General features: G+C 48.4%; 22 protein-coding genes. 4 read left to right on the top strand and 18 right to left on the bottom strand.

The window, feature by feature from the left end; genetic code table 11:
* Window positions 1–99: 99 nt before the first annotated feature.
* From IEU85_RS08070 to IEU85_RS08010, 13 genes are all read right to left on the bottom strand, one after another.
* Window positions 100–537, bottom strand: a complete 438-nt coding sequence (locus IEU85_RS08070) for a hypothetical protein (protein ID WP_188355753.1) — start codon at window positions 535–537, stop codon at window positions 100–102.
* 2 nt (window positions 538–539) lie between these two features.
* A complete protein-coding gene (locus IEU85_RS08065) occupies window positions 540–1,622 on the bottom strand; it encodes a hypothetical protein (protein WP_188355752.1) in 1,083 nt (360 codons plus the stop codon).
* Window positions 1,623–1,659: 37 nt separating this feature from the next.
* Window positions 1,660–2,349 carry a hypothetical protein gene (locus IEU85_RS08060; protein ID WP_188355751.1) on the bottom strand — a complete coding sequence of 230 codons (690 nt, stop codon included), beginning with the start codon at window positions 2,347–2,349 and terminating at the stop codon, window positions 1,660–1,662.
* An 82-nt stretch (window positions 2,350–2,431) separates the two neighbouring features.
* Window positions 2,432–2,824, bottom strand: coding sequence for a hypothetical protein (locus tag IEU85_RS08055; protein ID WP_188355750.1), 393 nt, complete (start codon window positions 2,822–2,824; stop codon window positions 2,432–2,434).
* Between the two features lie 114 nt (window positions 2,825–2,938).
* Window positions 2,939–3,607 (bottom strand): hypothetical protein, encoded by a 669-nt coding sequence (locus tag IEU85_RS08050; protein ID WP_188355749.1) that lies wholly within the window; start codon window positions 3,605–3,607, stop codon window positions 2,939–2,941.
* Window positions 3,608–3,666: 59 nt separating this feature from the next.
* On the bottom strand, window positions 3,667–4,044 hold the full coding sequence (locus tag IEU85_RS08045) for an ASCH domain-containing protein (protein WP_188355748.1): 378 nt from the start codon (window positions 4,042–4,044) through the stop codon (window positions 3,667–3,669).
* Between the two features lie 97 nt (window positions 4,045–4,141).
* Window positions 4,142–4,648, bottom strand: coding sequence for a hypothetical protein (locus IEU85_RS08040; protein ID WP_188355747.1), 507 nt, complete (start codon window positions 4,646–4,648; stop codon window positions 4,142–4,144).
* 11 nt (window positions 4,649–4,659) lie between these two features.
* A complete protein-coding gene (locus IEU85_RS08035; protein ID WP_188355746.1) occupies window positions 4,660–5,076 on the bottom strand; it encodes a hypothetical protein in 417 nt (138 codons plus the stop codon).
* Between the two features lie 91 nt (window positions 5,077–5,167).
* Window positions 5,168–5,455, bottom strand: coding sequence for a hypothetical protein (locus tag IEU85_RS08030; RefSeq protein ID WP_188355745.1), 288 nt, complete (start codon window positions 5,453–5,455; stop codon window positions 5,168–5,170).
* Between the two features lie 35 nt (window positions 5,456–5,490).
* On the bottom strand, window positions 5,491–5,901 hold the full coding sequence (locus tag IEU85_RS08025) for a hypothetical protein (protein WP_188355744.1): 411 nt from the start codon (window positions 5,899–5,901) through the stop codon (window positions 5,491–5,493).
* 150 nt (window positions 5,902–6,051) lie between these two features.
* On the bottom strand, window positions 6,052–6,609 hold the full coding sequence (locus tag IEU85_RS08020; RefSeq protein WP_188355743.1) for a hypothetical protein: 558 nt from the start codon (window positions 6,607–6,609) through the stop codon (window positions 6,052–6,054).
* A gap of 105 nt (window positions 6,610–6,714) precedes the next feature.
* Window positions 6,715–7,026, bottom strand: a complete 312-nt coding sequence (locus IEU85_RS08015) for a hypothetical protein (protein WP_188355742.1) — start codon at window positions 7,024–7,026, stop codon at window positions 6,715–6,717.
* The gene (locus tag IEU85_RS08010; RefSeq protein ID WP_188355741.1) at window positions 7,026–7,364 is read right to left on the bottom strand and encodes a hypothetical protein; all 339 of its coding nucleotides are present in this window, start codon (window positions 7,362–7,364) and stop codon (window positions 7,026–7,028) included. The genes IEU85_RS08015 and IEU85_RS08010 overlap by 1 nt, the downstream gene beginning before the upstream one ends.
* 659 nt (window positions 7,365–8,023) lie before the next feature.
* Here IEU85_RS08010 and IEU85_RS08000 point away from each other — a divergent pair.
* Window positions 8,024–8,173, top strand: coding sequence for a hypothetical protein (locus IEU85_RS08000; RefSeq protein ID WP_188355739.1), 150 nt, complete (start codon window positions 8,024–8,026; stop codon window positions 8,171–8,173).
* Window positions 8,174–8,409: 236 nt separating this feature from the next.
* Here IEU85_RS08000 and IEU85_RS07995 read toward each other — a convergent pair whose 3' ends face one another.
* Genes IEU85_RS07995 through IEU85_RS07980 form a run of 4 tightly spaced genes read right to left on the bottom strand, consistent with a single transcriptional unit; the run spans window position 8,410 to window position 10,365 of the window.
* Window positions 8,410–8,865 carry a hypothetical protein gene (locus IEU85_RS07995; RefSeq protein ID WP_188355738.1) on the bottom strand — a complete coding sequence of 152 codons (456 nt, stop codon included), beginning with the start codon at window positions 8,863–8,865 and terminating at the stop codon, window positions 8,410–8,412.
* A gap of 24 nt (window positions 8,866–8,889) precedes the next feature.
* Window positions 8,890–9,747: a phage antirepressor gene (locus tag IEU85_RS07990; protein ID WP_229714841.1), complete on the bottom strand. Its 858-nt coding sequence runs from the start codon at window positions 9,745–9,747 to the stop codon at window positions 8,890–8,892.
* On the bottom strand, window positions 9,744–9,986 hold the full coding sequence (locus IEU85_RS07985) for a hypothetical protein (protein ID WP_188355737.1): 243 nt from the start codon (window positions 9,984–9,986) through the stop codon (window positions 9,744–9,746). Before IEU85_RS07985 ends, IEU85_RS07990 begins: the two co-directional genes overlap by 4 nt.
* A 7-nt stretch (window positions 9,987–9,993) precedes the next feature.
* Window positions 9,994–10,365: a hypothetical protein gene (locus IEU85_RS07980; protein ID WP_188355736.1), complete on the bottom strand. Its 372-nt coding sequence runs from the start codon at window positions 10,363–10,365 to the stop codon at window positions 9,994–9,996.
* Window positions 10,366–10,597: 232 nt separating this feature from the next.
* Here IEU85_RS07980 and IEU85_RS07975 point away from each other — a divergent pair, with 232 nt between their 5' ends.
* Complete coding sequence (locus IEU85_RS07975) at window positions 10,598–10,849, top strand: hypothetical protein (RefSeq protein WP_188355735.1); 252 nt, start codon at window positions 10,598–10,600, stop codon at window positions 10,847–10,849.
* A gap of 12 nt (window positions 10,850–10,861) precedes the next feature.
* Window positions 10,862–11,104: a hypothetical protein gene (locus tag IEU85_RS07970; RefSeq protein ID WP_188355734.1), complete on the top strand. Its 243-nt coding sequence runs from the start codon at window positions 10,862–10,864 to the stop codon at window positions 11,102–11,104.
* A gap of 120 nt (window positions 11,105–11,224) precedes the next feature.
* Here IEU85_RS07970 and IEU85_RS07965 read toward each other — a convergent pair whose 3' ends face one another.
* Window positions 11,225–11,905, bottom strand: coding sequence for a hypothetical protein (locus tag IEU85_RS07965; RefSeq protein ID WP_188355733.1), 681 nt, complete (start codon window positions 11,903–11,905; stop codon window positions 11,225–11,227).
* A gap of 514 nt (window positions 11,906–12,419) precedes the next feature.
* Between IEU85_RS07965 and IEU85_RS07960 the strand changes: the two genes are divergently transcribed.
* Window positions 12,420–13,679 (top strand): nucleotide-binding protein, encoded by a 1,260-nt coding sequence (locus IEU85_RS07960; protein WP_188355732.1) that lies wholly within the window; start codon window positions 12,420–12,422, stop codon window positions 13,677–13,679.

The raw sequence follows: 13,679 nt of genomic DNA, 5'->3' as shown, positions 1-13,679 counted from the left end.
ACTCCTTAACGTGTTTACGTGTACGCTTTTATACTATGCCGTAGTGCACATTGAGGCTAGTTTCCTCAATGTACGCCGCAAACATGCGCTGTGAGCCTGTTATTCCGTCCGCTTATCGCCCGGTACTTGTAGGTTCATCCCGATGGCGTGCAGGTATTGGGCGAGTAGTCCCGCGTTAGGGATGCCGTCTGTAATCCATAAGCTCCGATGGTCAGGAGTGAGTAGCCCGGCGAGTGCTGGTAGGGTTTGGCTGATGGGTGCTTGATAACCCATGGTGATAGGTGGGCAGACGGGTGTTACCACGTGGATAGAGAACGTTTCTAACGTGTTAGTGAGCCACTGCACGTGTACTTGTAGCACGTTTGGGACGGTGACAAGTACGCCGCCAATAAGCTCCGTGTCGTACTGTTGGTCAATATACATGGTGTCGGGTTGGTCGAGTAGTCGCGTGTATCGGCGTACATGCTTGTCGAGCCACTGTTCGTGGGCTAAAAGTTGCTTGAACTCTCGGTTAATGGTTTCGGCTGTGATGTTCATGGTTAGTCCTTCCTGTTGTTTCGCGTTTGGTTAATGAGCTGCTGGAATATGAGTGCACTGCTGAACGGCTGGTTAATAAACTCTTCTATGTTTTCTTCTTGCCTGTTGTGTACTACTTGTAGGCAGGCGTTGGCGAGCATTTCCGGCGTTATCTGCACGAGAGGTAGCGCCCGAGCGTGCAGGTGCTCTTCGACAAAATCCTCCCAAAAGTCCGTGTCGTAGTGCTGTTCGTCCAAGTCGGCAACAGGGTCATTCCATGCGAGTTCTTGGGTGCGTAGCTTCCAGTACCCGTATTCATCGTTAGATACGATTCTGCCGTCTTGCGTGAGATATAGTCCCACGGGTTCGGGTTCTTCAAAGATGTTAGATGTGATATTTTGCTCCTTGTCTTGTTGCTTGGTTGCGAACTGTATGATGTCCTCTAGTTCTATTTTTTTCAGCGGGAAAATCCCATAGCCTACCGTCCGGGTTATGTCACGCCAGTCATCCATATCGTGGTAGATTTCTCCACACCAAAATTCTTCTTCCGAGTACGGATACATTCTTCGCGTCCAGTCTCCGTTCTCATCCTTGAATAGGGTGAGACCGTTTGGTGCGGCATACATGCCGGGCTCTACGGGTTCTTCTGGTATGTCCGCGTGCTCTTGTGGTAGGGTAAACGTTGCCTTCACGTTTGCTTCTGCAATAAGCTCCGCAAACGGTTCTTGGCTGATTGGCGCGAGTGGGAACGCTTCCGCTCCAAGGTCGCCCACAACAAGCTGCCAGTCGGTTGTATACCATTTGCCACCCGTCCACTGGTCTATGCCGTCTGCTGTCTTGGTGTAGTATGACCAGCCACGCCTGTCTTTGAGTAGGAGACTACCTTGCTGTGTGACGTACATGCCGAGCTCTTCGGGTTCGGCATAGAGTTCCTGCTCAAAGTGTTGCTTGAGCTCAAGGTAGAGCTGATGGGCGAGTGTGCTGTTTATGGTTATTTTTTGGGTGATGTATCCTACGCCGTTCGTGTAGAATACGAGGTCGGTGTCGCCGTTGTTGTGTTCGATTACAGTAACATTGGATGCTAGATTCTGTAGTGTGTTACTCATGGGTTTTTCCTTTCCATAGGGGCATGGGCGAATGCTTCTAGGTTAGAAGTCCGCGTAGCGCGTCCGGCGGGATAGCAGTGAGTGGCAGGTTGTGCGGTGCAGACGAGTAGCCTTTAATACTTCTTGTTGCAACCCGCTGTAGGGTGAGCGTACTGACGTTGATTTCAAACAAAGTGGTGTGAAAAAACCGGTCGAACTGTTCGTATGGTGGTTGTACGACTATGCGGAAAACTCCGTCCTGTTTGCTGACATCTAAGACGTGTACTTGCTCTCCGTTTGACGCGCAATGCTCTACCATGTTGATAAATGTTAGAAGGGTTGTTTCAACGTGTTTGGACGCTTCGTAGAGTGACTGTTCCGCGCCGTGTTGGTTGGCGCTTGCATGGCGCACAACTTCGGGTAATAGTTGCAAGCATGTCTCTACAGGCAGTATTCGATACTTGTTGTATATGGGTAGTATTTGACACTTGTCATATATGGGTTCGTTCCACGTGTACATGTTCCATGGGAAAAAAGCGTTACTATTGTCGGTCGCGTATATTTTTACCGATTTGATAAGCTGTTTGCCCGCGTCTACTTCTAGGTTTATCACGATTCGTGGGTTTTTAGCGTTTGATATACTGCCTTCAATGTTCGCATAAGTGATACCGTCTTTTGTGCGCACGTTGAGTTTGAATGTGGTGAACATTGGTGTTGCTACTTGTTCAAGTTGTTGTTTCAGTTCCATGGTGTTCCCCTTACTTTGTTGTTATCACAACTTCATGCGTCCCTAAAAAAGAAAGCGCCCGAACAATACGAGCGCTTGTAGACTAGTTACTCATGGCTTGTCGCCATGCTTCGTCATATCCGTCCATTGTTTCGATGGTATACAAGCGTGCCTGTGTGAGCAGATAAGTGAGTTTATCATCATACAAGTCGGACACTTGATAGAGGTAAGCATCGATAGCGGCAAGCGTGAATACTGGTGAAATATCATCGCTATAATACGGCTTGAACTGTGGGGCAGGATTATCCCCGCAATAGCGCTGGTTAAAAGCATCCATATTGCGCTGATACAGGTACTGCCCAATAGTTGTAATATCAAACGTTGTTATCGGCAGTTTTTCTTCCGTTGAGAGAAATTGTCCATACTCATAGATAAACGAACTTGCAGCGTGAGCGATAGCGTTAATTCCTGTGTTACCTACGATTGCAACAGACATGGTGTACTCCTTACTTTGCGTGTTTGTGTATGCTTTTATTGTAGGCTGTGGAGCATTACAGTGTCATGTTCTCTTGCTGGTTGCCGCACTGTAATCTTGAATCTTATTACGGAATTAAACAAGGTTGGCGAAAAGCTGTTTGCTCAGTTTTTTCACTGGCAAATCATCTCTCGCGTACGATTCCAGCATGTCCTCCCAATTTCCATCTTCAATGTAGTGATAGTCTCCAGAGTCTTCAAAAGTAAAACGATACCAATAACCATCTCTGATTTTCCACAGTAGGTCGCCATTGCGCGCGGCATAAGGCGCCTTCTCTTTTGGTTCATCAAAAAACTGTTCCAAGGTTGCAAGCATAAATGCTCGTGTTTGCTCAGCGTTCAACGTAATACTGTCACCGGATTGTGTTGCCCCGTCTGTGCGAATAGTCCATTTTTCCGTTGGGGATTGCGCAAGATTAGCGAGCATCGGTTTAGTAACTCGCTTTACTGGGAAGGCATCCTTACCGAACTCTTGGAGCACAACATTCCAATCTAGGGTCTCTTCCTCACCTGTAGCCCATACAGTATAATCCTGCTTATCAAGGTCGTAATGCTCCCAGCCACCTCTCCATACTTTTTTAATGAGTTCGCCGTGCCGTGTGATGTAGTATCCATTCCCTTTTGGTTTTGGTTCGCCGTACCGCTCGAAATAGTTTGTAGCAAGCTCTTCTACTTGTTCAGCGCTCAACGTAGTGCCATCACTGTTTGACGCTGAGCCGTCTGCGAGAATAATCCATGTATTCATAATGTATTCCTTTTTTTCGATTGACTGTTGCTATTTGTAGTTCATGCGTCCCGCGTGATTCATCTCGGGATTAAAAATCCCGAGCTTTCTCGCATAACCCTCGTAAACACTGCCTCGCAAGATAGTAGCTCAACACTATACGCATACAACGGACGAACCGTACACCCCTCATCTACCGCATGAGGGTAACACGCAGCCAACTGTGCAACCGTACAACAAGCACCAATAGGCAGCTCAACCAAACCGGCAGACAGCGTAGTAATACCCTTAACTCGACAAACACCATACACACGCTCGCCCTCTAGGTCAGTGAACACCATGTATTGCGCAGGAATGTATTCATCGCGTATTTCAAGCGTTTTTTCACCTCGTGCGATGGCGTTCCAGTATTGACGCTGAATTTTAGCGATGACAATTTTTGGCTGAACTGCTCTCATGATGACCTCCTCAAAAAAGATGATGGGACAACCGTTGATTCTCTTCAAGCTCTTCACGCTCTTTCTTCACTCGCTCCGCTTGGGAAATCCGCTCCAGTTAAGCCTCACGAACAGACCGGTGACATTCGCCCCAAAAAGCGTCATCGAGCGCTTGCTGTTCCAACTCCGCTTCATAAAGCTCAGACTGGTATCGTGCTTGAGCGCGTCTTAAACTGTCCTCGTCTACTAAACGTTGCGCTTCCGCATTGTCGTAGAGGCACATTTTCCTATCCTTCACAGTTATGAAAAGAAGAGCACGCTCAGTGAGTTTACCTGCCCATACAACCGCGTAGCGGCAGCGAATGTCGTAGCCTTCAATGGCGTTGTTGGGAAACCATTCGCACTGGTAGTGTTCTTCGGTTTTCACCATGCAATTTTTAATGATATCGATAAAATCATTAACGTTATCGACAGGGATACCGAACTCGCGAGCAATCGTCTTATAATCATCTTCTGTAAGATAAAAGCCAGCGCAAATATGTTCACGGTCGTGCACGCTCTTATCGTCCGCTGTGGTGACATGCACTACCGTGACATTGTGGTCTCTAAAAATAGTGTATTGCATGATGGTGCTCCTTAATTGGTGTATGTGGAATGAGTTAATCCCGCGAGGTATGCGCTTGCTTGTTCCGTGTCGCCTGCCTCCAGCCAGCGTAACGCTTCACGAATACGTGGCGCGATATGCTCTAGGGTGGTTTTCGGGTTCTTCCAGCCTTTACGGTTGCCGTATCCGTGCCTGAAATAGGTTACGTTCGCGCTATTGATGAGATAGTTTCTCTCCGCGTCCGCTATCAATGTCACATCGCGCACGCCATTATCGTCACGGTGAATCACCGTGATTTTAATGGAATCAATGCTGTAAAATTCGTCTCCGTAAAATTCCGCGGTAATTTCGTAATCGTCAGACACATAAGGGCGCAGTAAGCGTTCCGCCTCACAATTGAGCGTATCCTGCACGGCATTCAGCATAGTGCTTATCATTGTGGTTTCCATAATATGTATCCTTTACAAGAGGTATATGCTCTAGAGTGGTGTGCCAAACCCATGCGCTTAGCACACCAGTAGCATGGTTAGATATAGTAGCTCACTCCTCATCACCCTCAACGAGTCGCCAGAATAGGTCGAAACCGGCGTCAGCTGAATCCTCGTACCGGTACGGTTTCTTCGGTCTATTCTCTTCCTCGATTAGCATGTCTATCCGCGCCTGTGCGGAACGATGTTGCCACGCTAACGGCTCATTGCCTCGGGCTCGATTCTCATACACCGTGTATTCATGTCCACGATACAAGTAATCGAGATAGACCATGTGAGCGTCAAACCCGCGACCATAGTATTTTCTTAGGAATTTCGCTTTCCTGCCATCCTTTTCCATAGAGATTCCTCCTTCACTTGTGCGAACGCGCCTGTTTAGAGATAATTACGTTCAGCGCGCAGCATATCCACATACAAGTCATTCGCTTCACACGCCTGCTTAGCGTCAAGTAGCAGTATGCTTTCAGGCATGAGCTGCAAAGCGTGACGCAACGTGAGCTTTTTACTGCCCCTGAGGATTCGCACGCCACCATACCAGTCGCGTTGGTGTAGACGATGGTTTACAAAAGACACGGATTCTACGCGCTTATTGGTCACGTCATAGTTAATGAGTGCTCTAGCAGTGTAGTTTTCAGACAAGCGTTTTTCTATCTCAATACGATAGTAGGTTGTGGTGTTGGTGCTCATTTCCTCATTGATTTCCACACCATAGTTGTAGCCTCGTGGAATGTTACGGTCGAGCGCGCGCATGGTCTGCATGAGGATAGTGTCAATCTTGTAGGTCATGATTCCTGCTCCTTATTTGCGTGTAACTTTGTTTGTGTATAGTTTTAATACTAGGCTGTAAACATGATGGGTACTAGTTTCTCTACTGGCTGCCGCAAAACAGTAGTGGCTAGCCGTTTCTACTAGCCACCAGCGAGCACGTTCAAGCTATCACGCTGCTTGTTCTAACACTCCAGTCGGGTACACTTCATGCTCAACCCCGTAGCGCATAATCTCAGCCATAATCGTATTCTTGGGGTCTGTGGCGTAAGGCTTCAAACTGTCAATATGCTCAACATACCGTTCAACCTGCTTCGCTCCGTCCTCAACTAGTGGAGCACTCCAGTACGCGATATATCCGCGCACAGTGTCCAACATAATCTGGTTATCGTCCGTGATGTCTAAGCCTTGCACAAGCTCATCTAATCGAGTTAATACAAGCTGCACGCGCTCCAAGTTTAATGGCGATTTCCATGATTTTTTAATCATGCGACCCAGTTCATGGTGGGTTGTTCGTGGATTGTATAAGGCTATAAGCTCTTCAATGTTCAGGTGGCTTACAGCGGAATAAATGAACACGTCACGGAGTTCACGGTTGCGCGTAGCCAATTCGACAAGAACGTCCCTCTCTTCCTCGTCAAGGGATACGGTATCATCAACCCACCTGAGCCATAATTTTGCCCATACAGTGAGTTCTTGGCGTAGAGTGTTGTTCTGATTCGGTTCCATGATGTGCTCCTAACGTGCGTGTACCTGTTTGCGTGTGTAGTTTTAATACTATGCTGTAGTGCACTGTGGGGCTAGTTTTCGCATTGACTGCCGCATGAGTAGAGTTCACGGTTGCAGTTTGTGGAGTTGTTTGAGCGCGTATGGCACGTATTCCGTGTATCGTATTCCAATATACAGGTTCTGCCAAAATGCTTGTTCCGTTCCGCTGGTTCGGTTAATGTTGCCCGCTATCCGCTGGTAGAGTTCCGTAGCTTGCTGCACGCCAAGCTGGCTTATGATGGGTTCTTCTGCTTCCCGTGTTTGCGTGTAGGATTCCAGCTCTCGCACCGCCTGCTGTAGAGTATTCGGGTCGTGCTCCGACTGGTAGGCTTCCATGAGTTTTATGCTTGCCTCCACTGGTTGTGGCAGTCCGTACACTACTCCACCTCCTCGTTATTGAACACGATTTGCTGCACTATCATGAGTTGCGCCAAGCTCATACGCAAACACTCGTTATCGCGCAGCCCGTAGAACAGCCACTCCCAAAAAATAGCTTCCCAATCACTAGTGTGTAGTAGGTTCGTTTCGATACGCCGTATCATCGTGTACACGGTTTGTAGGTCTGGTAACGCTTCCACGATACTCGTGTTCTCGTCTTGCGATTCCACGTATTTGAGTATGGCGATAACGGTAGTGTTCACGTGTTCACCGTCATGGTCAAGCTGGTAGGCTTCCATTTGGTCGCACACCGTAGTGAGCATGGTTTGCGCGTTCACTGCTGCTCCTTTCTGCACCGGTCACACAATTGAGCACGCGGACTGTTGCCTCCTGTAGCATGGTGGAGTTGGCATTGTTTACACCAACGATAGGCGTGCTGCTTGCAGTATCTACTGTTGTCTACGGTTGGCTTTTCACACTGTGTTCCGTTAATGTTCCACGCACATGCTGCTGTTGTCGGGAGGCTGATTTCTTCGGTGAGCTTGTCCGCTATGTCCCATGTTCGCTCATATGCTGCTTGCTCTTGGTTGAGTTTGCTGTTGAGGGTTCGTAGTTTGCTTATCGCTTGCGTAAGCTGTCGTGCGAGCGTTTCTATTTCCGTGACTTGTTCCGCCCGGTCGAGTTGGGTTTTGAGTTTGCGCACCCGGTTTTCGGTTTGGGTTACGTGTGCCCGATGCTGTTGGGTGCTGGTTGCGAGTTGGATTAGTCTGGCTTGTAGTATCGCGTGCATCATGCACCCCGCTTCCGTTTTGACGGTTTTGTGTAGGCGTGTACGGGGCAGTATTGTTCGTATGGGGTTGCCTGCCATCCGTGGGCGCGGAGCATGGCGGTGAACTCTTCTACACTGTCGTAGATTTTTTCCGCGTCCACGCTGTTATTGCAGTGGCTTGCCGCGCAGGTAGCGTTTGTCGGATAGTTGCCGATGGTGGTGATACTCATGATGATTGTTTCCTTTTTACTGTTGTCGTGTGGCGCACTTATTGCAGGTGACGTTTTTCATGCTGTTGATGCGCCATTGCGCGTTGCGGGTGAAAATGATGTGGAAGAACCCGTTGTCGGGCTGCCATTCTTTACTGCTGTCCCATAGGCTTGTTGCGAACACGTGCTTGTCGAATGGGGTTCCGCATTGGCTGCACGCGGGGTTGATGTAGTCGGGGTTGTCTCCTGTGGTGTGACTGGTGGCGCACTGAGGGCAGATTTTTTTGCAGCTGACTGCTGTTTTCCCGTTGCGCATGGTTTTCTTGTAGTAGGCGAGGAGTGGCGTTTGCGTGATATTGAGTGTTTGGAGGCAGATGTCGCATGTTTGCTGCATGTTGTGTCCTTTTACTGTTGCTTGTTGATGGCGTTTTTTGCGAGTGCTTGGAGTTGTTCGTATTGGTCTCGACTGAGGGTGATGTAGTCGTTGTTGCTGGCTTGTGTGGCGGCGATATTTGGGATTATCCAACTGTAGGCGAGGCGTTGTTGTAGGTGTTCGGCGATGGTGCTGGCTTGGTTTTTGTATTCGGTTTGTTGTTGTTCGCTCATGTGTGCCCACGCGATGTCGAAGGGTCTGCCGTCTATGATGGTGACGAGTGTTTGGAGGGTGAGTTGGTTGAGTGGTTCGAGGGTGAGACGGTGGATGATGCTGTCGGCTACTGCGTCCGCGTGCCCTTGGATTTCGTCCGCGGTGTAGGTGTTGCCTGTGAGGGTGTGGATGGCGTGCGCGTAGGCTTCGAGGTAGTCTTGTCGTTGCTGTTGGTGGTGGGTGGCTTGTTCTGGGGTGATGGTGTATTTGCTCAATGCTGTGTCCTTTCTTGATGTTGGTTACGCGCGTAATGCTGCTGGCTTGCTGTGGAGGTATTTGTTAATGAAGTAGGCTTGTCCTTTCGGGGTGACTTTTGTGGTGAATGATGGGTGTTCTTCACCGTTTGAGTGTGTGATGATAGTTGTTTTTATCTCGAATAATCCTAGATTCATGCTTTTTTGTGTGGGGAAGTGTGGGTTGCCGTTTCTTTTCATGAGGTAGCCTTCTTGTTTTAACTGTTGAAAGAGCCGTTGTTGTCCGGTTGTGTATCCGTTTTGTGTGAGGATTTTTGCGAGTTCGCCTACGAGGATGCATTTGCTGCTTGCTGAGTATGCGTCCGCGAACCGTGCTTTAGGTTCAAGCATTTTCGCGTGGGTTTCTGCCGCTGCTTGTTTACGTTCAGCTTCTATGCGTTTGTCTTTTTCGTTTTTTAGTTCGGTTAGAAGGCGTATGCCGAACTCGGGGTCGTTGATGATGTTTTCTATGGTTTCTGGGGTGGCATACGCGCCGTGTTTACGGATACTTGGAAGTACTTCGTGAGCTACCCAACGTTGAAATGGCTTGGCATTTTCTTTGCGTGAGCGCATGATGAGCTTATATAAGCCAGCCTCAGATATGATGTTTACGGCTTGATTACTGCGATTCTCTGACCCTAAGAATTGTTTAGGGTCAATTTTTGTAATCTCATCTTCATCTAATTGAGCTAGTGCCACAGATGGATTAGTGTGACCTAGAATAATGCAGACATCTTTAGCAACAAACCATGGGTCATTCTTACTATCAGTGATTATGCGAACTTCACTATCATTAAAAGTGAATTGTTGCAGTTGGTTATTGTCGTTCATATTACGCATAGTTTGCCCTTGTTTATTATTCATGCTGTTTTCCTTTCCTGTTGCATGTATCTGCGCTCAAGACGAAGCGCCAACTCATACCCGTACTCGGTGAGTGCATAAACACTCTCGTTCACACACTCACAAATATCCAACTGTTCAAGTGAGAGAGCAGTACGCTCTTCATACCCGTTCAAAGTGGTAACAACGCTTCGCTCAAACAATGCTCGTATCATGTCGCACTGCTTAGGAGAGAGCCGTAACCCGTTAATTCTGCGTGCCATAATCTTGTTACTGGTGTTGTTCAATAAGCTCATTCACATAGTGAGGGAGTGCTGTAAGCTCTGTCGGGTCTTGTAATCCTTGCTTAATGGTGAACCAAAAACGCTGTTCTGGTGGTTCGGTGCTGGTAATTTTGTTAATCACATACCGGTACAGCAGGTGAACGTACTGTTGTGGGATAGTGCTCAAGAGACTTGGCGTAGTGCGTTCAATACTTTCAACATAGGATTCCAGCACTGGTAGCGTGGCGTGCAGGTTACCAACATCGGGCACAGTGTGGAAATGCTGCACACAGTCCATCGTGTAGGCGAGTGCTTCTGGAATGCCAATTGCTTCTAGCTGGTTCATGTCGAGAGTAATGTGATTTTGTGTTGTTGCCATAATAGTTGTGTTCTTTCTCTATAGCGTGTTTCGCAACGTATGATTACGCCGTGCACTTTCTATTATGCGTTACTGGATTAGTGGTTCAAAATTTTTGCTCGTGTTGCCGCACGTGTTGTTTTCTAATGTTTATGCGGCAATTATCATGTCGATTATTGGCGTAGCGTATTACGCCATATAATTAAAGCGTGCACACTAGTCAATACGATTCAACACGTTAAGGACATTGATTATGAACACGCTTACCCTTTTCACGCAACTGGTCGCAAACCTTGCTGGCATGTGTTTCGCGTGCGCATTGGGATTGTTTACTATCAGCATTCTCGTGTTCGCTGTGACACTGGTTCGCGTTGGTGTTACAGGCGCTAACACGTATCATGGCGCTTCGTCTATTATTTCATGGACTGCGACTGTTGGCATGGTGTTGTTCATACTGTCTTTACTCACACTAGCTGTGTGCACGCTGGGATTCAACCTACAGTAAGAGAGTGGTTCAATGATGAAAAATCAGATTCTGAAAAATGATGAGATGACAAGTTTGCGTATGGAGCAGTGGGAGACGCTCGGTGAGATTCGCGATTGGCTTACTGAACAGTACAATAACCCGTCTCGTCCTGAGTTTTACCGTAAAGAGTATGTGCTCCAGTGGCGTGAGGCTGTAGAGCAGGCGATGGTGACTACAGCAATTCATGACATTCCGCCAATAACACAGTTTATTCCAGTGATGCCCGCATTATAGGCGTACACTTTTTTGCGTAAGAAAATGCCCGACATGAAGTTTTCCGTGTCGGGCATTATTCGTGTGAGTGTAGCGTGGAGGAGAAGAGAAGGAAAATAACTACCCGCGCTACACTCAAGCCTATTTCATGAGGAACAGTTGCACGCCACTCAGGTCAATACTGTCGTCCCATGTTCGCGCAATATTAAGCGCAATGTCTCGTGGCGCTTTAGTGGAAGCAGCCCACGTCTTGTCTGGGGCGATGAGACGTAGCACGCGCAGGAGCATGTACAGGTTATCAGTGTTTTCGCCCGCCATGAGTGAGAGGTCTGCAATGCGTGTGAGGCTATCCGCGCCGTCTGCTGATAGTGGGGTGAGTGCTTTGATGAATGGTTCGACACGTTTTTGTGTTTTCGCGTCTAATACTTGCTCGGTGAGGTTTGCTGTGTTGTGGGCGCTTGTGTCGAGGAGCACTTGTGCAAGTTTCATACCCGTGTCTGTGTTGATGTACTGGTAGAGGTCTACTACGGTTTGAATGTTTTGCGCGTTGAGTTTGCTCAGGTCTACACCTCGTTTGGTTTTCCGTGTTTGCTTATCGCCGGTCTGTTCCCCGTTGTCTACTGGCTGAGAGTCCGCTGGTTCTGGTTCAGTCTCGGATACTGGTGTAGGTTCTTCCACTGGTTCTGTTTCCTCTACTAGTGATGGGGCAGCAGAGGCATCGTATGCCGTGTTGTCAGCGTTCACTGAGGGAAAATCAAACGACACTGGTTCTGGCTCTGGTTCAGGGTCAGTGGCGCGGAATGGTGAATCAAATAATGCCATAAGAATACTCCAAATAATGTGGTGAGTGGTGATGAAAGGTCTACTCGCTTGTATTATAGCATAGGATTACGTTAAGCAATTTCCCTGTGATGCGCGTGGCGCACGCCCCGCCCCCGTTGTGCAATTTGAGGAGCGGAATCAAAAACACAAAAAGGAGAAGAAAAAATGAGAAGAAAAATTTAAGAAGCATAACGATACAAACTTAAACAATACGAAGCAAGCAAAAATGCAATGAAAGCACAAGAGTGTAACCAAAAAGAACAACAAAGAAAACATAAGAATAAAAGTGATATGAGTATCATGTCACGCACTCAAAAAACATAGCGACTATCAATCATAGATTGAGAGGCAATGTGTAGTGTCGCAGACCTCACAAAGCAGACAGCTGAGGAAACGTGGAAATGGAAAAAACATTCAAAGATACAGCATTGTGTGATGGCGAGGATTATAGTATATAATAAGAGTAAGCACACAATTCCTTTGGTTTTTGAAAGTGTAACGTTTACTAAGCTGAATGGTTAGTGAGCGGTTGCTTAATTTTTTTGAAAGTTCTAGGGCTTATTCGAGGCTGACGGCACAGCCAAGAATCATAACTATCGAGGTGATGATGGTAGCGCTGGTAATCGGCTCAAATAATTTACTCGACACCATACGCAAACACGTGCCTGAACAGTCATGGCACCCGCCATTCGGCGGCGATGAAATAGAACAAATGCGTATGCTCGCACAGGTCCCCGCCCCTCGCTCACAACAGAAAATTGTCCTCACTAACGTTGGTGGCAATTGGAGCTCAGTCGCCCAACTTGGCTGGCAAGTGTTGTGGTGTGAGCCAACAAGCCCGCCGGTAGGATGCGTAAGTGTACTACAATCATTCGCCGATGACACGGTGCGTGACTTATGCGCTCGATTATGGCGTGCAGAAGCGCCTGACATGAGGCAGGTGGGTGACCTTGTGCATGGTCGCACGCATACCACCGCAACCATGCTACAAGTTACCGGTTTTACTGGCGGCGTGGGTAAAACTACAAGCGCATGGAGGCTTGCGCTTGCTGCTGCTGAGCATGGGGTGCGCACGCTGCTTGTGGATGCGAACCGTGACCAGTCGAGTGTGCGTAGTTTTTTTGACCCCGGGGAGCGGTTACAGGTGCGCACGGTAGCGGACTGGGTGCAGGGAGCGCCGGCGGTGGCTGGCGCTAATCAGGGTAGCCGACTGTTTCAGGTGCCGTTTGATATTGCTTTCGCGCCGAGCGCGGGGCAGGAGGCATCGTGGGAGCATTACCGGCAGTTTTTGCATGAGGCTAGTCTTGTGTGGGATTTCATTGTCGTGGACTATGACCGTGTGAGCGTGGAGAGTATGCAGGATGATGCAAGCGCGGGCGGAGCGTTGCTTGCGCCGTTGCTTCGAGCTGGCACTGCAACCTTGTTTGTGGTTAAAGCTGGGTTGCAAACGCAGGGTGATGCTGCGCGTCAGTTACGGTCGTTTGACTTCTTAGGGTTGCCGAACCAGTTTTGTGGGTTTAAGGAGGTTATTCCTCTTGGCATGGATGAGAGAGCGTATCGGACGTTGAACTATAAGCCGTTTGGCGTGTTTTTGGGTGCGGAGCGGATGAGTGACATGGTGGCTGATGAGATTGCGCAGGGGAAAACGGGGTTTAGTGACCCGCAGCTTGATGATGTGCGTGACCGTGTGCTGGATTGGGTGTTGCCTGACCGTGGGTTTGCTCATGAGCCTACGGTGGTGAAGCGCTGCTGGTTCGGTAGGAAGAACCGATAG

Source organism: Galliscardovia ingluviei (assembly GCF_014635685.1).
Classification (GTDB): domain Bacteria; phylum Actinomycetota; class Actinomycetes; order Actinomycetales; family Bifidobacteriaceae; genus Galliscardovia; species Galliscardovia ingluviei.
This window is presented reverse-complemented; position numbering and strand designations above follow the sequence as displayed.